Below are 24,475 nucleotides of genomic sequence, written 5' to 3'. Positions count from 1 at the left end.
GAGAACGGGACCAATCTAAAGCGCGGCATTTGAAGCCCGACTTCGAGGCGGTTCGCTCACCTGGATCCGCCAGGAGTGATCAGTCCTGGAAGATTGTGTGTTCGGCAATTTTTTGGTTGTCAGGCGGTCTTCATGACAGCCCCCTCGATGAGAACACCCGCAGTGACAAATTTCCACAGTGCGATAAGGAGTTTGCGCGCCAAGGCAACTATCGCGGCTTTCTTTAAGCGTCCACCATTCGACTGAACCCGATCCACAAACCAACGGCTGAGCGCTGATGCTGGCTGATTGCGTAGCCACAGCCACGATAGTTGGATCATCGTAGTGCGCAGCCGAGGGTTCCCTGCCTTTGAGACACCCTGCTCGTGGTCGATGGTCCCGCTCATCCATGGGGTTGGTGTCAAACCGGCATAGGCGGCAATCTGCCGCCTATTATCAAAATGCCGGGACAGGGCTTCGGTCCAAAGAACGGCGGCAAATTCAGCGCCAACACCCTTCAAGGACAGCAGCATCGCTGCGGGCGAGGTTGCCTCAACCGCTGGCTGGTCCTCCATCGATAGAAGAGAATTACGCTCGCTCTCCACTGCAGCGATCTGCTCTAGCAGCAACTCGAGACGGTCGAGTTCCCGATTGATTTGAGCCTTCAAGTGTTTCGGTAACTCACGCCCATCTCCAGTCTGAAGCTCCTCCAGCCGCTGACGGCGATCTTTACGGAGCGGCTGATAGCCGCTGACGCCTTGAGTAAAGAGTAGCCCCTTCACGCGATTGACATGCCTGACCCGCTCAGCAATCAAAACTTTGCGTTCCCGGCAAATCCGACGCCGATCTTCGTCACTCGGATCTGGCGCTCTGACCATCGCACATACGCGTGGCTCGCCGCGCTTGAACGCGAGCAATGTGCGCGTCAGAGCCTCTCCATCGATCTTGTCGGTCTTAGCACGCCGACGTCGACGGGAAGTCGCGATCGAAGCTGCGTCGACGACGTAACTCTCGATGCCGTGAGCCTCCAGCACGCGGTGTATCCAGAAGCCGTCCAATCCTGCCTCCTGGATCGTTACGATGGGAAATAATTTCCCTGTTCTCAATCGCGCCTTCTGCTGTAGCTGCTCAAATCGTTCCAGCAACTCGGCTACATTGCCACCGGCCACTACATGCTTCGACATCTTCTCGCCGCTGCCTGGCGACAACGAAGTGATCAACCAGGTCGATCGGCTCAGTTCCAATGACACAAAAATTGCGCCAAGATCGATGCGGACAGCGGTCGGTTGAATGGATGCAGGTTCCATAAACTGCTCCTCCTGAGCGAGTGTTTAGATGCAACCTCACTCTGCCAGAGCGGCGGCCGCTGTTCACTCCTCATGGGATCTAAAGCCGAAAAGACAAACAACCCGCGCCCGCAGGCCCTTGCGCTAAATGGAGAGCCCCGGGCCTACGCGCGCTGACCCGATGCAACTAGAGGCAGGGGTCCCTTTTGGGAGCCGATAAGGGGTCCCGTTACGACGCCGATTGACACCTTGAAGGGTAACGACGAGGTAGCAAGGGCGTTGCTTGAGGGGACGAGAACGGGTGCAGATGGACGCACGATGCCGCCCCTAGTCAAGATTGCGGGTTATACCGACAAGGCGATCCGCCTCATGGATCAGGCCAGCGACATGCGCCGGAAAGAGGCCCGGAAGAATGGACTCGACAGCTTCGTTGCGGATGACGCCTTGGTCGCACAGGGCGCATTTACCCAAGCCGAAGCAGACAAGCGGAAGGGCTCCGGTCTATATACCGATGTCGAGCTTTCGAACATGGTCAGCACGTCCACCAACAATCGCGTTTCAGCGGAGGCGAAGTGGCAAGCCGCTCAGCAAAAGCGTCAGGTCCGGGCCGCGTCCGAACAGGAAGAAGATCGCGTCTATGCTCAAGCTTATGGGGCAATGTCCCGGATGGGCGGCATCAACAAGCTTCGGGATATAGAGATTTCTAGCGCATCCGGGGAAGGAACGAGGACCGTGACCCGGCAGCAGCAAATTGATGCGGTCATTGAAATGAGGGAAAGCGATTTCGAAACGATGCAGGAAGAGCTTGTCTCTAAGGGCACCGATCCAGAAGCCGCTCGGGCGCAAGTCAACCGCCTCCGGGTGGATTGGTATGCTGGCAACAAGATCGACAATCGGGCGTGGATCAACACCCTGAACGGGATCGCGGGTCGCGCCACCGCCGACACGTTGCTCCAGAAAGGAGAGGTTACAGCCTATCTCAAGGACAGTGCAAAGCTCTATCGCGACCTCAAAGCCGTCAATCCGGCTTACCTGTCCACGTTCCTGACCGATGCGAAGTCAAGGGAGTTCTTGGAAACTTACGACAACGCGGTGTCCAATCGCAGGATGACGGAAGACGATGCACTGCTTTATGCCGCGCATGTCACGGCTCAGCCGGAAAACTTGAAGGCAAGAAACATGATCCCGATAGCCGACGCCGACCGGCTTGCGGATAAGACCTTGCGAGGGCTTGGATTGGATGCCCGGTCATGGAACCGACAGCCAATCCTGTCCCGCATCGCCAGCATGTCCGCGAATGGGGCCACGGAACGGGAGATAAAAGACACCCTTGAGGCCGACATTCTCGACTCAGCGGTGCCGATCAATGGGGTTCTTGTTCCTGATCACCGCGATCTACCCGACGATTTTCCAGAGCTAATGCGACAGGAGCTTTCCAAACGGTTCCCGGAGATAGCAAAGCGGTACGGCATCAGGGACGAAAGCGACTTGTTCATCTTCGCGGACGGCAGCGAGGGCCGTTGGTATATCGGCAGCAAGTCGCATGGGGGTATGCCGGTCAATGTCGACAGCCCGATCACTCCTCAGTCTTTGGAGGCGCATCGAGAACAGCGCCGTGCAGAGCAGGAGGAGCAGGTTAGAAAGCTTGCCCTGTCGCGAGACGCCGAACGGGCCGAACTCAGGGCTCAATACGACGCCTCGATCACGGAAGACCGAGATCGCATTCAGTGGTGGAGGGATCAAGTCCCCAAGCGTCAGAAGCTGTCGAAATCTCTTGCCGAAGGTATTGCGGACAGGCTCCAGCGAAACCTTGATGAGCGACTGGCGAGGGATGCCGAGAAGATCAGGTTGACGCCCGCCGAACGAGCCGAGAAGCGGAACCGGGCACTTCGGAAGCAAGCCGAGGACAATGCCCGCAATCTCGGGTTCTCTGGTGATATGATCCGCTGATAGAAAGGGGCCTCGCCGGGAGACTGGCGGGGCGTCGCGCTTTCGCTCTCAAAAGGAGCCTACTTCGACCGCCGATTTGCAAGGCGTATCGAGGTCAGGCCCGCAAGCGATCTTCATCGTTGAGTTTAGGGCCCTGTCGGAAGACCCATAGCCGCCTTGAGCGCCGCTAGGGAAGCCTCAAGTCTCGCGTCCGGGCCCCCATACCGCTCACTCATGCCGCCGCTGGAATGGCCGAGGACAAGATTGCGGTCGAACTCATCAACCCGCGCCCGGATCAACCTATCCTCCATCGTATGCCGCAAGGAATGGACAGTGATCTTGGGATCGGTCGTCACCTTGCGAATATGCTTCATCAGCGCATTGGAGGCGTGAGTTGCATCCTTCTTTCCTCTGCCCTTGCCGCCCTTGGTTTTCAGGACACCGGCGTATTGTTCAAAGAGATAAGGGCCCTCTCCAGCGGCCTCCACTGCTTCTCTGGCAGCTTTCAAGGCGTCACCTATCAACGGCACCCGACGAGCCGACCCTTGGTTCTTGACCCGCCTATGCTCCCGGAAACCAACGTCTAGGTACGGTATAGCGGCGTCCAGCTTCACGTCGTCAACCAACAGCGCGGCGACTTCCGCCAACCTGCATCCAGTCCCCTCAAGCATCCGCCATAGTTGCCACAGGTCAGGCCCCGCATGGGTTGCCATCGCGCCATTGAGTGCGGGAAGCATGTCCTCCGGGATCGGATGCCGCTCATCCACGGCCAACGTCTCCTTCTTGACGGTAAGGCCGTTGAATGGGTTTCCGACATTGCTCATGTCGTTCTCGCGGAGGCCGAGGTTCACCATAGAGCGAATATCAGCGATGTATCTCTTCACTGTATTCGGCTTCATGTCGAGGTCGCGGAGCATGTGGTCCCGAACTTCACGGGCTTCATCGCGTGTCAGCTTGTCAAGCGGCCTATTTGCCTCGACAGCATGAGACAGGATGCCCATGACACGCTCAAGCCGGAGCGTTCGCTTGTCTTCGTTTATGTCGTCCTTGACCTTCTCTTTGAGGTAGAGCCTCTTAGCGTCTTCAATAGTCGGGACAGGACGAGGAAGTTTCCCCTTGTTCGCCAGCAGATTTACGGCCTGACGCTCAACAGGATCGCTGACACCCCGAGACAACGCGCTCTCACGAACCACATCAGCGGCTTCCTGATCGGCTCCGGTCAACTCCCGCCCCCCGATATAAACCCGCATGTCAGCCAGTTCAGCGGCCCTCAGTTCCGCTAGACGGTGCGCCTCAAGTGCTGTCATGTCTCCAGCGGAACCGGGCGCACTCTTCCGCGCCTCGATGACCACCCGCTCAAATTCGGCATTGACCTTGGGATAGTTTCGCAGGGCTTCGCGTTGAGTTTCACCTAAAAGACGCTTGAACTCACTCTTCCCGACGACCGCCGAAACATCCTTCGGCATCCTGCGTCGATAGTGGAACGTCCCCGCTTTGGTGATGACGATATGCTTCAAGGCAAGCCCCATTGTGTACCTTCCGTGGATCCGTTTGTGGACCGGAAAGATTATGAAAGCCTTGAAACTATTGGGACTTAACGGTTTTCAGAAGAGAAATGGCGCACCCGAAGAGATTCGAACTCCTGACCCCCAGATTCGTAGTCTGGTGCTCTATCCAGCTGAGCTACGGGTGCGTGCCGTTCCGGTCGTTTCCGGTGGCGTGGCGATCCTCTAAAACGTCCTCATTCCGATTGCAAGCGATTTCGTTTCGAAATTGTCATTTTTCCGCAGCAATTCACGTATCATATTGATTATAAAAGAAATTCCATGGAGCCTGTTTTAATGGCGCTCCTGCTCGTCCATATTCACGCTGATGCGGCGATCGCATCAGCCTGCCCCGGAGTGCGATGTTCAGGCGGTTCTTGCCGCGTGTACGGAGGCTGCACGGTCGGCGATCTCTATGCGGAACTGGGTCCCCGGACCGGGCTTCTCAACAAGCGCGATCGTGCCGCCATGGGCAAGCACCAGTTCCCGCGCAATGACGAGGCCGAGGCCGGTGCCGCCGGAACGGGCCGAGCCCCTGAAAGCGGAGAACAGGTTCTCTTTTGCCTTGCGCGGCATTCCCGGTCCGTTGTCATCTATGACGATGCTGACAACGCTGCCGGCCCTCTGGGCCGAGATCGAAAGATAGCGGGGTGCCGCGTTGGCGACATCCGATTGCAGAGCCTGAACGGCATTGCGACAGAGATTGTGGATCACCCGGAACAGCTGCTCGGCATCCGCATCGACCGTCAGATCGGTGGGCACGCTGTCCTGAAACTCGATACCGCTTTCCGGCTCGAGCGCCAGAATGTCACGCACATCCCGCACCAGAAGGCTTAAATGCACCGTCTTGCGTTTCGGCGCGCCCTCCGTCGCCTGCCCATAGGCCAGAACTTCGCCCGTATAGGCCACTGCGCGGTCGATGGTGCGCAGCAGTTTTGGCGCGAAACTTCTGACCATCGGGTCCTTTGCGTCCACCAGGCGGTCAGACATCAGCTGCGCGGATGACAGGATGTTGCGCATGTCATGGTTGATCTTCGAGACGGCGAGGCCGAGATCCACGAGGTTCTTCTGCTGCCTGAGCGTTTTCTGCAATTCGGTCTGCATGTCGGCCAGGTGCCGGCCCGCAACCGCCAGTTCATCGGTTCCGTCCTCGGCCACGAAAATCCGCTCCGGATTGCCGGGGTCTTCGGAGAAATGCTGCATGCCGAGTGTCAGGCGACGGATGGGCCGGATCATGATGCGGTTGATGGAGACGAAAATGAGCCCGGCGGTGATCAGCGACAGGACGATGGAAATCAGGAAAACGTTTCGGGCATAGGCAAGCATAGCTGCCCGCAGCTTGTTTTCGCCCAGCACCAGTTCGATGATGGTGTCGCTGTCACCGACAACGTCGAAAACCCGGATGACGCGGTTGCCGCCGAACAGCAATGTGGAGAAGGCATCCCGCACCGCCGCCAGCTGCGAGACATCGGAAAGATCATATTGCTCATCCACCCCAGGCGGCGTTTCGGCCACGGCGAGGAGGCGCGAGGTGCCGTCCTTGCGCAGTGCAATGAGCTTCGCGCCGGTCGCCATCAGCGTGTCGTTCTGCACGCTTCGCGGCAATTCCGCCTGCAGGCCGTCAATCACCGCGCCGGCAGCGGCGGCCGTGTTCAGCCGATCGCGCAGCCAGGAAAGGCGCATGTTGGCGACCGAGGGCACGAAGATCAGCACCTCGGCGATCATCACGAAAATGACCGTCAGCAACAGCAGGCGCCCCGAAAGACCTGCGGTCAATCCCGGCATGCAGTGCACCGGATTGTCCTCCGTGCGGTCCAAGCTGTCTACGCCTTTAGAAAACACCGGGCCCTGATCCTGTATGCGCGCCGCCGCTTCGGTTGAACGGCTCGGTTTATATGCACGTATAATAATAGGACCTAACTGATTTTTTTCCAATGCGCTGCAAAACAAACGTTTTCATCGCACGAAAAACAAACGCCGCCCGGGCGGGCGGCGTTCGAAACGGAGCTAGTCTGGCGAGAACCGGTGAACCGGGTCCACTCAGAACTCCTGCCAGTCTCCCTGTGCCGGTGCGGCGGCCGACTGGGCATTGAGGGCGCGGCCAACGCTGTTCATCAATTTGCGCGCCGGGGAGGTCACCGGCGCTGTTCTGGCGGAAACCGCCATGGGCCGCATCGGCTGTTCCGTGCGGGGCCGGACGTGAACGTCTTCAACGCCCACCTTGAAGCGCGAGACCAGCGTCACAAGATGCTCCGCCTCGCCGCTCAGCTTGTGGGTTGCGGCCGATGTCTCCTCGACCATGGCGGCATTACGCTGCGTCACCTGGTCCATCTGGTTGATTGCCGTGTTTACTTCGTGCAGCCCGGTGGACTGTTCCCGCGCAGCAGTAGCGATCGAATGGATGTGATCGTTGATTGCCAGAACACGCGTCTCGATCTCGCTCAACGCGCTGCCGGTTCTTTGCACCAGCGATACGCCCCGGCCGACTTCTTCACCGGATTTGGTGATCAGCGCCTTGATGTCCTTGGCGGCCGTCGCCGAGCGTTGCGCCAGTTCACGCACTTCCTGCGCGACGACAGCAAAACCTTTGCCCGCCTCGCCCGCACGGGCCGCCTCGACGCCCGCATTCAGCGCCAGAAGGTTGGTCTGGAAGGCGATCTCGTCAATGACATTGATGATCTGGCTGATTTCGCGCGACGCATGCTCGATGCGATCCATGGCGGAGACGGCATCGCGCACGACATTGGCGGATTCCTCCGTCTTCTGCTTGGTCTCGGCCACCATGGTGCTGGCTTCCTGCGCGCGATCGGTCGAATTGCGAACGACGGCGGTGATCTCGTCCAGCGCAGCGGAGGTTTCCTCGAGCGCAGCCGCCTGTTGTTCCGTCCGCTTGGACAGGTCATCGGCCGCCGAGCGCAGTTCGTTGGCGTTGCCGCTGATGCCTTCCGTGCTGCTGCGCACTTCCCGCATCGTTTCGCGCAGCTTGGCCAGCGTCTCGTTCACGTTCGCCTGGAGTTCGGCAAAGACACCGCGGAAATCGCCGTCCATCTTTTCAGTCAGATCGCCCCGCGCCAGACCTTCGATGACGCGGCTGGTCTCGGAGACGCCATTGTCCACCCCGGTGAGCAGGGCATTGATGGTCGCCGCGAAACGATTGAGGTTTTCGTCACCATAATCCTTGCTGATGCGGCGGCTGAAATCGCCCCCCGCTGCCGCGTCGACGACGACGGCCATGCCGGCCTGCAGGTCATCGCTCTTGGCGCGCATGGCGGCTTCCTGGGCATTCATGCGGCGAACTTCGCGGCCATTCTTCTTGAAGACCTCGACTGCCGCTGCCATTTCGCCGATTTCATCATTCTGGCCGAGATAAGGCACATCTGCGTCCAGATTTCCGTCCGCAACGGCGTTCATAACCTCTGAAACCTTGCGGATCGGCGCGCTCAGCTGCCGCGTTCCGATATAGAGACCAAACGCCGCACCGGCCAATATGCCGCTGCCCGTGACGATGATGACAAGCCAGAAGGTGGTTGTTACAAAATCGTCTATGCCGGCTCTGACGGCCTCAAGCCCGGCGATGTCATTCTTCACGACGGCATCGATTTCGGCCTGATAGGCTTTGCGGTTGGCCCGGTTCGCCTCGTTGTTGCCCTGCTGGTTGGCGGCCTGCGGGCCGGCTTCGCGGGCAAGCCGCGCGGTTTCCAGGCGGAAGGCCTTGAACTCCTTGAAGCGACTGGAAAGATTGTCGAAGGCCGCCTTCTGTTCCGCCGGAACGAGAGGTGTCCATGTCGCGATCAGCTTTTCCATGGCGTCGAGGTTTTTCACGATGCCGTCGGCAAAAGGCGCCGCCTTTTCGATATCGGGCGCAGCGTAGACACCGCGCGCCTCCATAACGACCGCGGTGACAAGACGGTTGAGCGCCTCGCCCTTATAGGCGCGTTCCGCTGCCTTTTCGTATCCGATCGTGCGCACCTGAAATTCGCTGACCGCGTATATGGACAGCCCGCCAATGGTACAGGCCACAAGGCTCATCAGCCCGACAAGAAGATTAATACGACCGCGAATTCTCAACTTCGTTCCCCCAACAAAAGCCAGCCGCGTGATAAAAATGGGAAGCTGGCATAACTTTTCGCATCACAACATTTATCAATGCCGCGTTAAGAAAGAATTTCGGATTTTACCGATTGCGCGTAGGAATCGCCCCCTATTGGCGGCCAGCGAGGGACATGGCCGTGCGTTTTCCGCAAAAGGTGAAGCGCGAAAACCCCTTCGGCAATTGACTTTGTTCGGCCTATGCCCTTATAAGCCGCGCACGCTCGGCCATTGAAAGCTCGCCCAGGCGGGGTTAGCCGTGCAAAAAACGAAACGCTCTTGCAAATAGTTGCAAATTCAAGAAGGGCCGCACACCGCGGTATTAAATAAATGTCGAAGCGTACCTACCAACCGTCCAAGCTTGTTCGCAAGCGTCGTCATGGTTTCCGTGCCCGCATGGCTACCGCCGGCGGCCGCAAGGTTCTCGCAGCCCGCCGTGCGCGCGGCCGCGCACGTCTGTCGGCTTAATTGCCGCCTCTGTGGCCCGATGAAAGTCGCGGGCACGTGAGTGAGACAAAAAAACGACCCGGCCGGCTTAAAAACCGGTCGGAGTTCCTTGCCGTTCAGGCGGGGGAAAAACGGCGGGGGAGCACCTTTCTTCTGGAAGTGCTTGACCGGAAGACCCCGGAGGCCGAACCTCGGGTCGGTTTTACCGTAACGAAAAGACAAGGCAACGCGGTCGAGCGAAATCGCATGCGCCGCCGTCTCAGGGAAGCCGTCAGGCTTTCTGCCGGGGCCGCAATGAAGCCCGGCCATGACTATGTGATTGTCGCCCGCAGGGATGTGCTCGATACGGCCTTCCCGAAAATTCAGTCTCTCCTTATCGAGCGAATTGAAGGAACGGCGAAACCGAAACGGTCCCAGGAGACCCGCTCCAGGAAAGAATGATGGAAAAGAACCGCAATTACTTCATCGCGATAGCCCTATCGGTTGTCATCGTCCTAGCCTGGCAATTCCTGTACATGAATCCGCGCATCGAGCAGCAGCGTCGCGCCGAAGAGGCCCGCCAGGCGCAGCAGCAGCAGACGACGCAGCAACAGCCGGCACCGGGTGCAGCACCCGGCGTGGCCGTGGAAGGCGCACCGCCCGCATCCTCCCCGCAGGCCGCCGCTACGGCGACGCGGGAAGAAGCGATCGCAAAGACCCAGCGCGTTGCCATCGACACCAACGCCATTGCCGGCTCGATCAATCTGACCGGCGCCCGCTTCGACGACATCCGGCTCAAGGACTACCATGAGACCGTCGATGACTCGAGCCCGATCATCACACTGTTCTCGCCCTCCGACACCAAGGACGGTTACTTCACCGAACTCGGTTATGTCGCTGCACAGGAAGTCGGCGGCGTTCCCGGTCCGACGACCGTCTGGACGCTGGCAAGCGGTGACAAGCTGACGGAAACCACGCCGGTTACCCTCACCTATACCAATGCCAAGGGCGTGATTTTCTCCCGTACGGTTTCGATCGACGATCACTACATGATCTCGGTCGCCGACAAGGTCGAGAACCCCGGGCAGGCGGCGATCTCGTTCGCCACCTATGGCCGCGTGACACGCAACAACAAGCCGGCGGTTCCCCCGGTCTTCGTCATCCATGAAGGTTTTCTCGGCGTCTCGGGCAGCGATGGCAGCCTGACGGAAGAGAAGTACAAGGATGTCGAGGAAGCACCGGTAACGGTTGCCAAGGCGACCGGCGGCTGGCTCGGCATCACCGACAAATATTGGGCAGCGGCCATCGTTCCGCCGCAGACGACGCCGTTCGAAACACGCTATTCGCATATACAGGGCAATCAGCCGAGCTATCAGGCCGATTTCAAGAGCGATCCGATGACGGTCGAACCCGGCCAGTCCATCGAGATGAAGAGCCTTGTCTTCGCCGGTGCGAAGGAAGTGCCGCTGGTTGACCGCTACGAGACCGAATATTCCATTCCGAAGTTCGACCTTCTCATCGACTGGGGCTGGTTCTACTTCATCACCAAGCCGATGTTCAAAATGATGGATTTCTTCTTCCGTTATTTTGGCAATTTCGGCGTGGCCATCCTGCTCACCACCATCGTCGTCAAGGCTCTCTTCTTCCCGCTCGCCAGCAAGCAATATGCTTCCATGGCGAACATGAAGCGCGTGCAGCCGAAGATGGAGGAGCTGAAGGCCAAGCATGGCGATGACCGCATGGCCATGCAGCAGGCGATGATGCAGCTCTACAAGGAAGAGAAGATCAACCCGGTTGCCGGCTGCTGGCCGATGCTGCTCCAGATTCCGGTCTTCTTCGCGCTCTACAAGGTCATCTACGTCACCATCGAAATGCGGCATGCACCGTTCTTCGGCTGGATTCACGACCTTTCCGCGCCCGATCCGACGTCGCTGTTCAACCTGTTCGGCCTTCTGCCCTATGACGTGCCGCACTTCCTGATGATCGGTGTCTGGCCGCTGGTCATGGGCATCACGATGTTCCTGCAGATGCGCATGAACCCGACGCCGCCCGATCCGACACAGGCGATGATTTTCACCTGGATGCCGCTGATCTTCACCTTCATGCTGGCTTCCTTCCCGGCCGGTCTGGTTATCTACTGGGCATGGAACAACACGCTGTCGATCTCGCAGCAGGCCCTCATCATGAAGCGTCACGGTGCCAAGATCGAACTGTTCGATAATCTCAAAGGGCTGTTCAAGCGAAAGCCGGTGCAATCGAAATGAGTGACACCGGCACGGCAACCGAAAAGCCCCTTTTCGGGCGACCCTGGATATTCATTCGCGGCGTTCCCGCAATGAAGTTCCTGCCGCCCGAAGGCCCGCCGGAGATTGCCTTCGCTGGACGTTCGAATGTTGGCAAGTCCTCGCTCATCAATGCGCTGGTGGGCCACAAGGGACTTGCCCGCACGTCCAACACGCCCGGACGCACGCAGGAACTGAACTACTTCGTTCCCGAAGGTTATTCCGGTGAAGCAGGCGACCTGCCCCCGATGGCGCTGGTCGACATGCCGGGCTACGGTTATGCGCAGGCGCCCAAGGATCATGTCGATGCCTGGACGAAGCTCGTCTTCGATTATCTGCGCGGCCGTGCGACGCTGAAACGCGTTTATGTGCTGATCGATTCCCGCCACGGCATAAAAAAGAACGACGAGGAGGTTCTGAGCCTGCTCGACAAGGCGGCCGTTTCCTATCAGGTCGTGCTGACGAAGACAGACAAGATCAAGGATGTCGGCGTTCCCCGGCTGATCAACGAAACGTTGGAGAAAATCCGCAAGCGCCCTGCCGCCTATCCGGAAGTTCTCGCCACGTCCTCGGAAAAATCCTTCGGGCTCGATAGCCTGCGCGCGGAAATCGTACGAACGGTTTCTCTCTAAAAGGCCGCAGGCCTTCAGGCGATCGTGAAAAGCAGGACGGCGGTCCAGAGCATCGCCGTCAATGCCAGAAGACGCCAGAAGCGCACGGAATGCCAGACCTCAGACACCATGGCGGTGAACATGCTGCCATTGCGCAGCGGCTGGGCCTTGAAGGGCAGACCGGATCGGGCCGGATCCCGATCAAGCAGCGCGGCGACGGTCGCCCTTTCGCGATATTCGGTTTCCGCCAGATTGTCGCGCCAGCGCCTGACCATGGCAGCGAACTGACGGTCGCGCTTGATCCGCTTTGCAAGCTCCGCCATGCTTTCCGGCGGCAGGGCACCCAGCACATATTCGCCAGCGAGCACTTCGTCCCGCAAACCGCTTTGCTTGTCTCGATCCGGTGCCGTCATAGGTCTTCAAACTCCTCGGTCGTTCAGGCCAGAATCGCTTTCGCGACGCATCACGACTTTGCAGTCGCCCTGCTGAATAACCCCTCCCCTGCTCCCCACAAGGCTGGTCCGATTGCTGCTTTATGTCAATCTTATTACGCGCTCTGAAGCGGCCAAAAGCGGAATTTTACTACGGGCCGACACAATATGGCCCGGAGGTTATTTCATTCGTCGAAAGCTGACATTCACCTGTCCTTGCCAACGCTTGGACATGGCCAATCCGTGCATCCTGCACTGCAAAAATCGATTCCGATTTTTGCGCCGATGCTGTAGAGCGATGAAAGGCTCTTCAGGGCCGCAACCACAGACCGAGGTTTTTAGATGACTGCTTCCGAAAGCGAAACTCAGGCGCGGCTGCTCGCACAGGCTCTGCCCTTCATGCAGAAATACGAGAACAAGACCATCGTTGTAAAATACGGTGGCCACGCCATGGGGGATTCGACACTCGGAAAGGCTTTCGCGGAAGATATCGCCCTGTTGAAGCAGTCCGGCATCAATCCCATCGTCGTGCACGGCGGCGGCCCGCAGATCGGTGCGATGCTGACGAAGATGGGCATCGAATCGAAGTTCGAAAGCGGCCTGCGCGTCACCGACGCCAAGACCGTCGAGATCGTCGAGATGGTTCTGGCCGGCTCCATCAACAAGGAGATCGTCGCGCTCATCAACCAGACGGGCGAATGGGCCATCGGCCTTTGCGGCAAGGACGGCAACATGGTCTTCGCCGAAAAGGCGAAAAAGACCGTGATCGATCCAGACAGCAATATCGAGCGTGTTCTCGATCTCGGCTTTGTCGGTGAAGTGGTCGAAGTCGACCGGACCCTGCTCGACCTGCTCGCCAAGTCGGAGATGATCCCGGTCATCGCTCCCGTCGCTCCCGGTCGCGACGGTGCCACCTACAATATCAATGCCGACACCTTTGCCGGCGCCATTGCCGGTGCGCTCAACGCCACCCGCCTCCTGTTCCTCACCGATGTGCCCGGTGTGCTCGACAAGAACAAGGAACTCATCAAGGAGCTGACGGTCTCCCAGGCGCGCGCGCTTATCAAGGACGGCACAATTTCCGGCGGCATGATCCCGAAGGTCGAGACCTGCATCGAGGCCATCAAGGCCGGCGTTCAGGGCGTGGTGATCCTCAATGGCAAGACCGCCCATTCCGTCCTTCTGGAAATCTTCACGGAAGGCGCCGGCACGCTTATCGTGCCCTGATAGAGCTCATGTGGCGGATGGGCGAGCCTGTCCGCCACAGGCGGCTTTTTCAGCCGAATGCCAGAAGCGACAATACGCCGACGACGATCAGCAGGCAGCCGGCGATTTCAAGCCGGTTGATCTTCTCCTTGAAGAACAAAACGGTCGAGGCGAAGGCGAAAAGCATTTCCACCTGCGCCAGCGCCTTGACCACGGCGGCCTGTTGCAAGGTCATCGCCGTGAACCAGCCGAATGACGCCGTGGCGCCGACGAAACCGACCGCAAGCGACGGTTTCCACGCCCTGGCGATGCGGGGCAGCTCATCCCTCTGCCGCCAGACAATCCACAGGAACATCGACAGGGTCTGCGTCACGATGACGACGACGAGGGTAAAGCCGGCCTGCATCATGGCATCCGGGGCGGGCAGGCTGGGTGCCAGCGCCAGCGAGGCGGAGCGATAGGCCACCGATGAGAGGCCGAAGAACGCGCCCGAGGCGAGGCCGATGCCCGCCGTGCGGCTGAAGATCGAGGTCAGAATGGAAGCGGGCGTCACTTCCGTGCGCGCCACCGAAATCAGCATGACGCCGGCCACCGAAACTGCGATTGCCGCCAATGTTCCGCCATTGACACTTTCACCGACGAAAATCAGCGCAAACAATGCCGCCTGCGCCGGCTCAGTCCGGGAATAGGCCGTGCCGACCGCAAAATTGCGGAAGGAAAACAGGTGCACCAGCAGGAAGGTGGCGGCAATCTGCGCCATGGCCCCGACCATCGCCCAGATTGCAAAGGACATGTTCGGCACCGGCAGCGGCCGGCCAAGCACGCCATAGAGAAAGCCGAGATAGGCGAGAGCAAAAGGCATACCGAACACGAAGCGCACGAAGGTTGCGCCCGTGGTCCCCATCATGCCCTTGAGGTGCTTTTGCAGGGTCGAGCGCAGGTTCTGCAAGAACGCGCTTGCGAAGGTTATGCCTATCCAGAGTTCCATGCCTTGGCGGTATCATGCGCTGGAGGCTGAGGCCAAGCCCGATTTTCCCGTCTGTCGTCGTCTTTTCGATTTTCTTCGCCATTCGAAACGGGCATAAAGCAGCCCATGGACACAAAGCCGAAAAACCTGCCCGAGACCGCCGATTTCGCCCATGTGAGCGAATGGGTCTTCGATCTCGACAACACGCTCTATCCGCATCACGTCAATCTGTTTTCCCAGATCGACCGCAACATGACGGCCTATGTGGCGGAGCTTCTAAAGCTCGACCACGATGAGGCACGCGCCTTGCAGAAGCGCTATTACCATGAGCATGGCACCACGCTTCAGGGCCTTATGATCCACTACGGCATCAGTCCGGACGAGTTCCTGGAACGCGCGCACGCCATCGATTATTCGGCGCTGAAGCCGCATCCGGAACTCGGTGAGGCGATCAAGGCGCTGCCGGGCCGCAAATTCATCCTGACCAATGGCAGCGTCAAACATGCGCAGGCCGCCGCCGGTGCACTTGGCATTCTCGATCATTTCGAGGACATCTTCGATATCGTCGCCGCCGGCTACCTGCCAAAGCCGGCAAGTGCGACCTATGAGAAGTTCGCGGCGCTGGCAAAACTCGACACCAAAAAAGCCGCCATGTTCGAGGACCTGCCGCGCAATCTTGCGGCACCCAAGGCTCTCGGCATGAAGACCGTGCTCCTCGTGCCGTCGAACCTCGAAGGCGTCATCATGGAACGCTGGGAAATTCCCGTCGAGACGGATGCGCATATCGATTACATCACCGACGATCTGACGGGCTTCCTGACGAGAACCATCGCCGGCTGAACCTCATTACGGAATACGGGCAGCAAACATTACCGAAGCTTCATCCACCTTACGGATCTTTAAGTGGTGAGGCACGGTGGAGGTCACTATCTTTTCTTCAGGGACACCAAAGAAAGGTAATGACGATGACCACACGAAAAATCGCCCTCTCTGCTCTTGGCGCAGCCCTTGTGCTCAGCACGGCCGCGACGGCCAGTTTTGCCGCACCCGGCAAAGGCGCCAAGGATCGCATGCCGATCCGCCAGGAGGCTGCTTTCGTCCACCTGCTGAAGGTTGCCGACACGAACAAGGACGGCAAGATTTCCAAGGAGGAATTCGCCGCCCGTCAGGACGCGCTTTTCACCGAGATCGACAAGGACAAGGACGGTTCGATCACGCCGAAGGAGATGCGCGAGTATCGCCAGGCGAAAATGGAGGCTTTCCGCGCCGCCAATCCACGTCCCGAGCGTGAGGATGCCAAGGCTGAAGACGGCAAGGCCCCCGAAGGCAAGCGCGCCGAAAGACACGCTGACCGTGAACATGGCGGCCGTCCCGGCCATCAGGGCTGGGGCAAGCATGGCGGCAAGGGTGCGGGCTTGGGGATGCTTCGCTGGGCCGATACCGACGAGAACGGTCAGGTCAGCAAGGCCGAATTCACCGCAGCCGGTGAAAAAATGTTCGAACGGCTGGACAAGAACAAGGACGGCGTCATCTCGATCGACGACATGCCCGACCGCCCATTCCTTTGATCCGCTAAAGAAAAAGCCCGCTCAAAAGCGGGCTTTTTTCTTCAATGCAGGCTGACGGTCTTGAGATCGTCTTCAGCAGCCTTGAAAAACGTACTGGAGCGGTTGTCCGTCAGGAGGATTGGCGTACCATCCGCGCCAAACAGCGCCCAGAGATCCAGTTGCGGATCGAGATCAGGCGCTTCCGGGAAACATCGGCTGACGTCTTCCGCACGGATCTTGCGGATATATCCCACTTCTCCCTCGCCAATATGAGCGAGCTGGGACCGGGTGAGACGCGCATGCGCTTCTTTCAAAAGCATATTTCAGCCTCCTTCTTCACGCCGAGCGATTCATGTCCGATTCCGGCGTTCACGTTCTACTCTGAGACGGAAATATTAATTTTCTTCACCACGTTTGAAATTTCAGGCCGCACCAGATCGATGGAAAGAAGGCCGTTGCGCATGCGCGCTTCCCGGACCTGCATGCCATCTGCAAGCACGAAGACCCGCTGGAATTGCCGGGCAGCGATACCCCGGTAGAGAAAATCCCGCTTTTCCTGCTCCTGCTGGCGACCACGAATGACAAGCTGGTTGTCAGCCGTCGTCACATCCAGATCATCCTCCGAAAAACCCGCAACTGCAATGGTAATACGCAGGCGTTCCGGCACCTCTTGCCCGCCGGGCAGGCGCTCAATATTGTAGGGAGGATAGCCGTCATTGGCCTTCGCCATACGCTCCAGCGTTTTTTCCATGGCATCAAAACCCAGCAAAAGCGGGTGGGTGAATGGCGTCATGCGGCTCATATCGTCTCTGTCCTTGCAACCAAGCGACGTTTCGCGGTCCCGCTTCCGGCAACCTCACCGGTTAATTCTACCGGCTCAAGCAATATGGGAAGCGAAACCGCAATGCGCAAGGCGGAAGCACCCGGCAAAGGGGCGCACAGGAATGAGGCTTGACAAGTGAGCGTCCGCCGCTCGAAAAAAGCGCTCATCTCAACGGCGGGCAAGACATGGCAGAACGCAGAAAAATCATCATCGACACCGATCCGGGCCAGGACGACGCGGCGGCAATCATGCTTGCTTTCGCAAGCCCGGAGGAAATCGACATCCTCGGACTGTGCGCCGTTGCCGGCAACGTTCCGCTGAAACTGACCAGCCGCAACATCCGCATCATCTGCGAATTGTGCGGACGCACCGAAATTCCCGTCTATGAGGGTGCCGAGCGGCCGCTGGTGCGCAAACCCATCACCGCCGAGCATGTTCACGGCAGCACCGGCCTCGACGGTCCGGTTCTCGATGAGCCGACGATGGAGGCGCAAAAGCAGCATGCGGTCGATTTCATCATCGAAACGCTGTTGCGGGAGCCTGCCGGCACCGTGACGCTCTGCACGCTCGGCGCGCTGACCAATGTGGCGCTGGCATTGCAGAAAGCCCCCGAAATCGCCGGACGCGTCAAGGAACTGGTGATGATGGGTGGCGGCTTCTTCGAAGGCGGCAACATCACGCCAGCCGCGGAATTCAACATCTATGTCGATCCGCAGGCTGCCGATATCGTCTTCCGTTCCGGCATGCCCATCGTGGTGATGCCGCTCGACGTGACCCACCAGTTGCTGACGACCAAGGCACGTGTCAGCCGCATTCGCGATATCGGCACACGCCCGGCAATCGCCATGGCGGAAATGCTGGAATTCTTCGAACGCTTCGACATCGAGAAATACGGTTCGGACGGCGGGCCGCTGCATGACCCATCCGTCATTGCCTATCTCGTCAAGCCCGAGCTGTTTCAGGGTCGCGACTGCAATGTCGAAATCGAGGTCAATTCCGAACTGACCATGGGCATGACCGTGGTGGACTGGTGGCACGTGACGGAACGTCCCGCCAATGCCCGCGTGATGCGCAATGTGGATGCGGACGGCTTCTTCGAATTGCTGACCGAGCGTTTTGCCCGGCTCTGACCAGAACCCAGACAGGGGAAAAGGGCCGCTGGAAAAACCAGCGGCCCTTTTCATTTAAAGCGGAAGGTACCCGTCAGAATTCAGTCCAGTCATCCTGCGCCAGCGCGTTTGCGCCGCTGGTTCTTGCACGGGAACGCGGTGCGGCAGCGGGCGCCGGAGCGACGGGTGCGCGCATTGCCGCTGCAGTGGCGCGCAATTGCTGGGTTGAATGACCGCCGGACACGGAAAAGCCCGCGACGAGCGATTTCAGCGTTCCGGCCTCACCATTCAGCGTCACGCTGGCCGCCGTGGTTTCTTCCACCATTGCCGCATTCTGCTGGGTGACCTGATCCATCTGGGTGACGGCGGAATTGATTTCCTTCAGACCGACGGCCTGCTCGCTGGCGGAAGCGGAAATCTGCCTGATCAGCTGGTTGATCTGCAAAACCTGATCGGCGATCTTTTTCATCGTCTCGCCGGCCTTGCCGACCAGCTGGACGCCTTCGCCCACCTGACGCGCGGAGGTATTGATCAGGCCCTTGATTTCCTTCGCCGCATTGGCGGAGCGTTGCGCCAGTTCACGCACTTCCTGTGCGACGACGGCGAAGCCCTTGCCGGCATCACCCGCGCGGGCGGCTTCCACGCCGGCATTCAGCGCCAGAAGATTGGTCTGGAAGGCGATCTCGTCGATGACACCGATGATGCGGGAGATTTCCGCCGAGGATTGCGCGATGCCTTCCATGGAATTCACCGCCTGCTGCACGACCTCGCCAGACTTGCCGGCGTCATCACAGGCATGGCTGACGGCGCCAGCCGCCTGTGCCGCATTTTCCGCGCTGGAATTGACCTGCGCGGTCAGCTGGTTGAGAGCGGCTGCGGTTTCTTCCAGGCTTGCGGCCTGCTGTTCGGTACGGTGCGAAAGATCGCTCGCCGCGCGGGTAATCTCGCCGGTGCCGTTGCCGATGCTGACAACCGTTGCATTGACCGTGGAGACGGTTTCCTCAAGGCTTGCGAGCGCCGAGTTGAAGTCACTACGCAGCTTTGCGTATTCACCGGGGAACTCGTCGTTGATCCGGTAAGTCAGGTTGCCCTGCGAGAGTGCATTGAGGCCGGCGCCGAGAACGCCTACGATGTGCTGCTGCATGCGGCTGTTCTCAGTGCGCTCGAACTCGGACCGCTGACGCTCCGTTTCCGCATTGCCGCGCTGGACAGCAGCTTCCGCTTCCATTTCGCGGATACCGGCGAGCTTTGCCCTGAAACCTTCCAGTGCGGTTGCGACGGCGCCCGTTTCATCCCTGCGGTCCTGACCGGAAACCGGAACGTCGTAGCGACCTTCACTCAGCGTCCTGACGTCGGAGACGAGCGAGGCGAGCGGGTTGCCGACGAAATAGCGGACAGCAAAATAAAGTGCGGTGATGACGGCAGCGAGAATGACGATTGCGCCGATGATCATCAGATAGGTCTGTTCCTCAACCGGCGCGTTCAGCGCCTGATGGGGAATATCCACCAGAACCACCCAGGTGGCATTCAGGCCCGGAACCGTGAATGGGTAGACGAGGCGGTTATAGGGCGCATCGCTATCAAGACCGAGATTTTCAATGAGACCCTGCTTGCCGGAGGTGATCGCCGCCTGAACGGTGCTCGCACCATCTCCGTCATAGGCCTTCATGTTCTGCTCGGGCGTCGGCGGCACCAGCCACTGACCGCCCTGGGACACCAGCGTCACACGGCCGGTCTCGAAGGGACGCAGCGCCTGCAGCTTCTGCGACAGCGAGGCGAGCGAAATATCGACGCCCGCCACGCCAATCATCTTGCCATCCGACATGACGGGATAGGCAAGCGAGGTCATGGTCGTGGGCACTTCGGTGCCTTCGGCGAGATAGGGCTGGGTAATGGCGCCCTTGCCGGACTTGGCGGCAAGCGAATACCATTCAGCAGCATAGTCGTTCTTGAAGGTCGAGAACTGGATGTCGCCCTTCTGGGTCTTCGACCAGTAGGGTGCGAAGGCGCCGTTTTCATTGGTGCCGAGATCGAGCCTGCCGGCGATCTCCGTGCTCTGTCCGTCGAAAAGGCCGAGCTGCTCGCAGAACCAGCTTCCGAAAGCGAAGGCATTCTGTTCGACATTGGCCTTGAGAATATTGACGATGCCGGGGCGATCCATCGACTTGGCCTGATGCGCGCGGCCAATGACACCGGCCATGGAGCGCGCGGCGCTGCCGAGTTCACCCACATCGGCGGCGATGACGTTGGCGATGGCGCGCGCCTCGGTATTGGCCTGATCCATGGTCAGCGCGTGGACGCGTTCGCTGGTCTTGGAAATGAGGAAGGAATTCGATGCGACGAGAACCGTGGTGATTGCACAGCCGGTTACGAGGATCAGCTTGGTCGCAAGCGACTTCACTTTGAGATTGAACATTTTGGCCTCGATCAAATCGCCAGCCAGAACGACTGACGTCAACGGATGAAAAATCTCCGTCATGGAGGCCCGCCCGCATGGGCAGTGCGCTGCAGCGCGACGAGGGAAAACTAGAATATCTTTGCTAATTAAGCCCTAAAACCGCCGCGCCGCATCAAGCTAAAATTCAATGTTCATAATGTTCGGAAATGACCCGCCAGGCATCATCAGCCGTTTCAGCGAAATGCAGCAGATTCATATCCTCTGGCGCGATGGTGCCGAAATCCGCCAGAAACTCGAAATTGATCACGGATCGCCAGAATTTCTCGCCGAACAGGATGAGCGGAATGGGCTCCATGCGCTTCGTCTGGATCAGGGTCAGCGCTTCGAAAAGTTCATCGAGCGTGCCGAAGCCGCCGGGGAAGATCACCACGGCCTTTGCCCGCATCAGGAAATGCATCTTGCGGATGGCGAAATAGTGGAAGTTGAAGCTCAATTCCGGCGTGACATAGGGGTTCGGCGCCTGCTCGTGCGGCAGGACGATGTTAAGGCCGATTGACGGGCCTCCGACATCGGCAGCGCCGCGGTTGCCCGCTTCCATGACACCGGGACCGCCACCGGTGACCACGACATATTCGAGGTGATCTGATTTGGCGGCATATTCGGTGCAAAGCCGGGCGAACTTGCGAGCCTCGTCATAATAGACCGAGGATTGCTCCAGATTGCGCTTCTGCGTCTCGTTGCGCGCCGCCCAGGCCTCGCCGCCCGGTTCGGGAATGCGGGCGCCGCCGAACATGACGACGGTGGATTTGATCCCGCGTTCGGTGAGCGCCATTTCCGTCTTCAGAAGTTCCAATTGAAGTCTGACGGGGCGCAACTCCTCGCGGCAGAGGAAATCCATATCCACATAGGCAAGCCGGTAGGACGGGGAATCCGACTGCGGCGTCTTTTCAACGACTTCGGCCTGCTGCTTGTCGACAGCACTACGCTTCAACGGGTCCCAGACCCCGTCCTTGCGCCGCAATTTGCCGTTTTTCGGTCGTGTCATTTCCATGCCTTTCGTCTGACGCGCCAAATCACCCAAATCACATTGACGCCTTTCCAACACTCCCTTAGATCAAATGGCCAAAGCCTTCCAGCGGCGCGGGACCATCCGTGACCATGAACACACGCGACATTCAAGGAATTTTCCATGAGCCTTACGGATCTCACCTCCCTCGAAACCATCATCGAAACCGCCTTCGACAACCGCGACGGTGTGAATGTATCGACGAAGGGCGAGGTTCGCGACGCGGTGAACACATCTCTTCAACTTCTCGACAGCGGCAAGGTTCGCGTCGCCGAAAAGCAGGCGGATGGAAACTGGAAGGTGAACCAGTGGCTGAAAAAGGCCGTGCTCCTCTCCTTCCGTCTGAATGACATGGAGATCGTTACCGGCGGACCGGGCGAATCCACCTGGTGGGACAAGGTGCCGTCGAAATTCGAAAACTGGGGTGAAAACCAGTTCCGCGCCGCCGGCTTCCGTGCCGTGCCGAACGCCGTGGTGCGCCGCTCCGCCTATGTCGCCAAGAACGTGGTGCTGATGCCGTCCTTCGTCAATCTCGGCGCTTATGTCGATGAAGGCACGATGGTCGACACCTGGGCAACCGTCGGTTCCTGCGCGCAGATCGGCAAGAACGTCCATCTTTCGGGCGGTGTCGGTATTGGCGGCGTTCTGGAGCCGCTCCAGGCCGGCCCGACCATCATCGAGGATAATTGCTTCATAGGCGCCCGTTCGGAAGTCGTCGAAGGCTGCATCGTGCGCGAGGGCGCCGTTCTCGGCATGGGCGTCTTCATCGGCAAGTCGACCAAGATCGTCGACCGCGCCACCGGCGAGATCACCTATGGCGAAGTGCCGCCCTATTCCGTCGTCGTTGCCGGCACCATGCCGGGCAAGCCTTTCCCGAACGGCGAGCCGGGCCCGAGCCTCTATTGCGCCGTCATCGTCAAGCGCGTCGATGAAAAGACCCGCTCCAAGACCGGCATCAACGAGCTTCTGCGCGACTGATAAAAAGCTGCTGACATGACCACGACCGATCCCGTTGCCAATCTCGCCGCCCTCATCCGTTGCCCTTCGGTGACGCCCGCCGAAGGTGGCGCGCTGTCGCTGCTCGACACCCTGCTTTCGCCGCTCGGCTTTGCGGTGGAAAAAATGGTGGCTAGTGAAGCGGGGACCCCGGACGTGGAAAACCTCTACGCCCGGCTCGGCACGGAAGGTCCGCATCTGATGTTTGCAGGCCATACGGACGTCGTACCGGTGGGCGACGAGGCCGCGTGGAGCCATCCGCCCTTTGCGGCTGAAATCGCCGGCGGTGAAATGTTTGGCCGTGGTGCTGTTGATATGAAGGGCGGCATCGCCTGTTTCGTTGCCGCCATTGCCCGCCACATCGAAAAACATGGAAAGCCTGAGGGCTCCGTTTCCTTTCTGATCACCGGCGATGAGGAAGGCCCGTCGATCAACGGCACCTCCAAGCTTCTGGAATGGGCCGCCGCCAGGGGCGAGCAATGGGATGCCTGCGTGGTAGGTGAGCCCACCAATCCCGACCAGCTGGGCGACATGATCAAGATCGGCCGCCGGGGATCACTGTCCGGCCGCATCACGGTGCACGGCGTGCAGGGGCATGCCGCCTACCCGCATCTCGCCGACAATCCCATTCGCGGGCTGTTGCAACTGACGCACGCGCTGATGCATCCGCCTTTCGATCGTGGCACGGATGATTTTCAGCCTTCCAATCTGGAAGTGACAACTGTCGATACCGGCAACGCCGCCACCAATGTCATTCCGGCACGGGCGACGGCCGCCTTCAATATCCGCTTCAACGACAGCTGGACGGTGGAAAGCCTGCGCGCGGAAATCATCCGCCGCCTCGATGCAGCCGCAGCCGAAGGCGAGCTTCGTCCCGACCGCGCACCGGTCAAATACGACATCGTCTGGGCAGACCGCCCGGCCCATGTTTTCCTGACGCGGAACAATGCTCTCATCTCGTCGCTCTCCGGCGCCGTGGAAGCCGTGACAGCCAGGGAACCCAGGCTTTCGACCACAGGCGGCACATCGGATGCCCGCTTCATCAAGGATTATTGCCCGGTGGTGGAATTCGGCCTCGTCGGACAGACCATGCACATGGTCGATGAGCGCGTGGCTGTCGCCGATCTCGAGACGCTGACGCGCATCTACGAAACCTTTATCGAACGCTGGTTCGCCCATGCCGACGGCAAGTGAAATAAGGCTCTATCTGAAGGGCCTCTGGCTGTTGCTGCTCGGCGACCATACCGGCGCGCGTTATCTGGACCTGTCCGAGCGCGGCATGTGGCGATCCTTCTATTCCGCGCTGTGGTGCCTGCCCGCCATGCTGGTATCCTGGCTATGGCTGCGGGCCGCATTTCTCGCCAGCTATCCGCCTGGCACCGGGACGGGGTTCATATTTTTCTTCCGCCTCGCCATGGTCGAGGCCATCTGCTGGATCGTGCCGCTGCTTTTGATCGGTATGCTGCTGTTCGCCTTCGGCGCACGGGAAAAATTCGTGCCCCTCGTCACCACCATGAACTGGCTGTCGCTGCCGTTTTCCTATGCCTATGCAGCTCTGATCCTGATCGCATTTTTCCTGCCGCCTTTGCAGGGGCTGATCGCCGTCCTCTGGCTGGCACTGCTTTTGTCGCTGGTCTTCGCCTTTTCGCGGATCGTGAGGTTCTTCATTCGCGACCAGTCGCTGCTCGTCTCGGCGATCGTCATGACCCTGCTGGTGCCGGGCATGCTTCTTTCCGAAGCGCTGCAGCGTTTTCTCGGCGTTTATCCGGCCTGAGAAGCGAGAAAC

Annotated in this window: 21 protein-coding genes, 1 tRNA gene and 1 pseudogene; 12 read left to right on the top strand and 11 right to left on the bottom strand. The window is 59.4% G+C overall.

What is annotated here, in order from left to right:
- Positions 1-119: 119 nt before the first annotated feature.
- A complete protein-coding gene (locus JZY08_RS00335; RefSeq protein ID WP_072495381.1) occupies positions 120-1,286 on the bottom strand; it encodes an IS110 family transposase in 1,167 nt (388 codons plus the stop codon).
- Positions 1,287-1,583: 297 nt separating this feature from the next.
- Between JZY08_RS00335 and JZY08_RS00330 the strand changes: the two genes are divergently transcribed.
- Complete coding sequence (locus tag JZY08_RS00330) at positions 1,584-3,215, top strand: hypothetical protein (protein WP_216330611.1); 1,632 nt, start codon at positions 1,584-1,586, stop codon at positions 3,213-3,215.
- 260 nt (positions 3,216-3,475) lie between these two features.
- Here JZY08_RS00330 and JZY08_RS27765 read toward each other — a convergent pair.
- The 4 genes and pseudogenes from JZY08_RS27765 to JZY08_RS00310 all read right to left on the bottom strand — a co-directional run.
- Positions 3,476-4,723: pseudogene (locus tag JZY08_RS27765) on the bottom strand (tyrosine-type recombinase/integrase); the annotation flags it as partial.
- Between the two features lie 87 nt (positions 4,724-4,810).
- Positions 4,811-4,887: transfer RNA gene (locus JZY08_RS00320), tRNA-Arg, on the bottom strand.
- A 217-nt stretch (positions 4,888-5,104) separates the two neighbouring features.
- Positions 5,105-6,523 carry a HAMP domain-containing sensor histidine kinase gene (locus JZY08_RS00315; protein ID WP_035241540.1) on the bottom strand — a complete coding sequence of 473 codons (1,419 nt, stop codon included), beginning with the start codon at positions 6,521-6,523 and terminating at the stop codon, positions 5,105-5,107.
- 255 nt (positions 6,524-6,778) lie between these two features.
- Positions 6,779-8,806 (bottom strand): methyl-accepting chemotaxis protein, encoded by a 2,028-nt coding sequence (locus JZY08_RS00310; RefSeq protein ID WP_035241537.1) that lies wholly within the window; start codon positions 8,804-8,806, stop codon positions 6,779-6,781.
- 351 nt (positions 8,807-9,157) lie between these two features.
- Between JZY08_RS00310 and rpmH the strand changes: the two genes are divergently transcribed.
- From rpmH to yihA, 4 genes are read left to right on the top strand one after another with little or no spacing between them, the layout of a single operon-like run.
- On the top strand, positions 9,158-9,295 hold the full coding sequence (rpmH, locus tag JZY08_RS00305; RefSeq protein ID WP_003493611.1) for a 50S ribosomal protein L34: 138 nt from the start codon (positions 9,158-9,160) through the stop codon (positions 9,293-9,295).
- Positions 9,296-9,331: 36 nt separating this feature from the next.
- Positions 9,332-9,715: a ribonuclease P protein component gene (gene rnpA / locus JZY08_RS00300; RefSeq protein WP_003493608.1), complete on the top strand. Its 384-nt coding sequence runs from the start codon at positions 9,332-9,334 to the stop codon at positions 9,713-9,715.
- Positions 9,715-11,517, top strand: coding sequence for a membrane protein insertase YidC (yidC, locus tag JZY08_RS00295; RefSeq protein WP_137037010.1), 1,803 nt, complete (start codon positions 9,715-9,717; stop codon positions 11,515-11,517). Before rnpA ends, yidC begins: the two co-directional genes overlap by 1 nt.
- Entirely contained in the window at positions 11,514-12,167 is a 654-nt protein-coding gene (yihA, locus tag JZY08_RS00290) for a ribosome biogenesis GTP-binding protein YihA/YsxC (RefSeq protein WP_003493602.1), read from the top strand. Before yidC ends, yihA begins: the two co-directional genes overlap by 4 nt.
- Positions 12,168-12,181: 14 nt before the next feature.
- Here yihA and JZY08_RS00285 read toward each other — a convergent pair whose 3' ends face one another.
- Positions 12,182-12,559 carry a hypothetical protein gene (locus JZY08_RS00285; protein WP_137037008.1) on the bottom strand — a complete coding sequence of 126 codons (378 nt, stop codon included), beginning with the start codon at positions 12,557-12,559 and terminating at the stop codon, positions 12,182-12,184.
- A 360-nt stretch (positions 12,560-12,919) separates the two neighbouring features.
- Between JZY08_RS00285 and argB the strand changes: the two genes are divergently transcribed.
- Positions 12,920-13,804 (top strand): acetylglutamate kinase, encoded by an 885-nt coding sequence (gene argB, locus JZY08_RS00280; RefSeq protein WP_003493597.1) that lies wholly within the window; start codon positions 12,920-12,922, stop codon positions 13,802-13,804.
- A gap of 49 nt (positions 13,805-13,853) precedes the next feature.
- Here argB and JZY08_RS00275 read toward each other — a convergent pair whose 3' ends face one another.
- Positions 13,854-14,771 (bottom strand): DMT family transporter, encoded by a 918-nt coding sequence (locus tag JZY08_RS00275; protein ID WP_216330609.1) that lies wholly within the window; start codon positions 14,769-14,771, stop codon positions 13,854-13,856.
- A gap of 105 nt (positions 14,772-14,876) precedes the next feature.
- Here JZY08_RS00275 and JZY08_RS00270 point away from each other — a divergent pair, with 105 nt between their 5' ends.
- On the top strand, positions 14,877-15,590 hold the full coding sequence (locus tag JZY08_RS00270) for a pyrimidine 5'-nucleotidase (protein ID WP_082183621.1): 714 nt from the start codon (positions 14,877-14,879) through the stop codon (positions 15,588-15,590).
- A 119-nt stretch (positions 15,591-15,709) separates the two neighbouring features.
- Positions 15,710-16,318: an EF-hand domain-containing protein gene (locus JZY08_RS00265; protein ID WP_082183620.1), complete on the top strand. Its 609-nt coding sequence runs from the start codon at positions 15,710-15,712 to the stop codon at positions 16,316-16,318.
- A 41-nt stretch (positions 16,319-16,359) separates the two neighbouring features.
- Here JZY08_RS00265 and JZY08_RS00260 read toward each other — a convergent pair whose 3' ends face one another.
- The gene (locus tag JZY08_RS00260) at positions 16,360-16,617 is read right to left on the bottom strand and encodes a DUF1150 family protein (protein WP_003493591.1); all 258 of its coding nucleotides are present in this window, start codon (positions 16,615-16,617) and stop codon (positions 16,360-16,362) included.
- 56 nt (positions 16,618-16,673) lie between these two features.
- Positions 16,674-17,099: an Hsp20 family protein gene (locus JZY08_RS00255; RefSeq protein WP_216330608.1), complete on the bottom strand. Its 426-nt coding sequence runs from the start codon at positions 17,097-17,099 to the stop codon at positions 16,674-16,676.
- Between the two features lie 206 nt (positions 17,100-17,305).
- Here JZY08_RS00255 and JZY08_RS00250 point away from each other — a divergent pair, with 206 nt between their 5' ends.
- Positions 17,306-18,250 (top strand): nucleoside hydrolase, encoded by a 945-nt coding sequence (locus tag JZY08_RS00250; protein WP_216330607.1) that lies wholly within the window; start codon positions 17,306-17,308, stop codon positions 18,248-18,250.
- A gap of 73 nt (positions 18,251-18,323) precedes the next feature.
- Here JZY08_RS00250 and JZY08_RS00245 read toward each other — a convergent pair whose 3' ends face one another.
- Positions 18,324-20,645: a methyl-accepting chemotaxis protein gene (locus tag JZY08_RS00245; protein WP_216331475.1), complete on the bottom strand. Its 2,322-nt coding sequence runs from the start codon at positions 20,643-20,645 to the stop codon at positions 18,324-18,326.
- Positions 20,646-20,811: 166 nt separating this feature from the next.
- Positions 20,812-21,672: an LOG family protein gene (locus JZY08_RS00240; RefSeq protein WP_216330606.1), complete on the bottom strand. Its 861-nt coding sequence runs from the start codon at positions 21,670-21,672 to the stop codon at positions 20,812-20,814.
- Positions 21,673-21,816: 144 nt separating this feature from the next.
- Between JZY08_RS00240 and dapD the strand changes: the two genes are divergently transcribed.
- Genes dapD through JZY08_RS00225 form a run of 3 tightly spaced genes read left to right on the top strand, consistent with a single transcriptional unit; the run spans position 21,817 to position 24,463 of the window.
- Positions 21,817-22,671, top strand: coding sequence for a 2,3,4,5-tetrahydropyridine-2,6-dicarboxylate N-succinyltransferase (dapD, locus tag JZY08_RS00235; protein WP_003493576.1), 855 nt, complete (start codon positions 21,817-21,819; stop codon positions 22,669-22,671).
- A 15-nt stretch (positions 22,672-22,686) separates the two neighbouring features.
- Positions 22,687-23,883, top strand: coding sequence for a succinyl-diaminopimelate desuccinylase (gene dapE / locus JZY08_RS00230; RefSeq protein WP_216330605.1), 1,197 nt, complete (start codon positions 22,687-22,689; stop codon positions 23,881-23,883).
- The gene (locus JZY08_RS00225) at positions 23,867-24,463 is read left to right on the top strand and encodes a hypothetical protein (RefSeq protein WP_216330604.1); all 597 of its coding nucleotides are present in this window, start codon (positions 23,867-23,869) and stop codon (positions 24,461-24,463) included. Before dapE ends, JZY08_RS00225 begins: the two co-directional genes overlap by 17 nt.
- The last annotated feature ends 12 nt before the right edge of the window (positions 24,464-24,475 follow it).

Origin of the sequence: Rhizobium sp. X9 (assembly GCF_018873185.1) — a bacterium.
Lineage (GTDB): Bacteria > Pseudomonadota > Alphaproteobacteria > Rhizobiales > Rhizobiaceae > Agrobacterium > Agrobacterium oryzihabitans.
The sequence above is the reverse complement of the archived record's forward strand: the minus strand, read 5'-3'. Positions and strand labels throughout refer to the sequence as shown.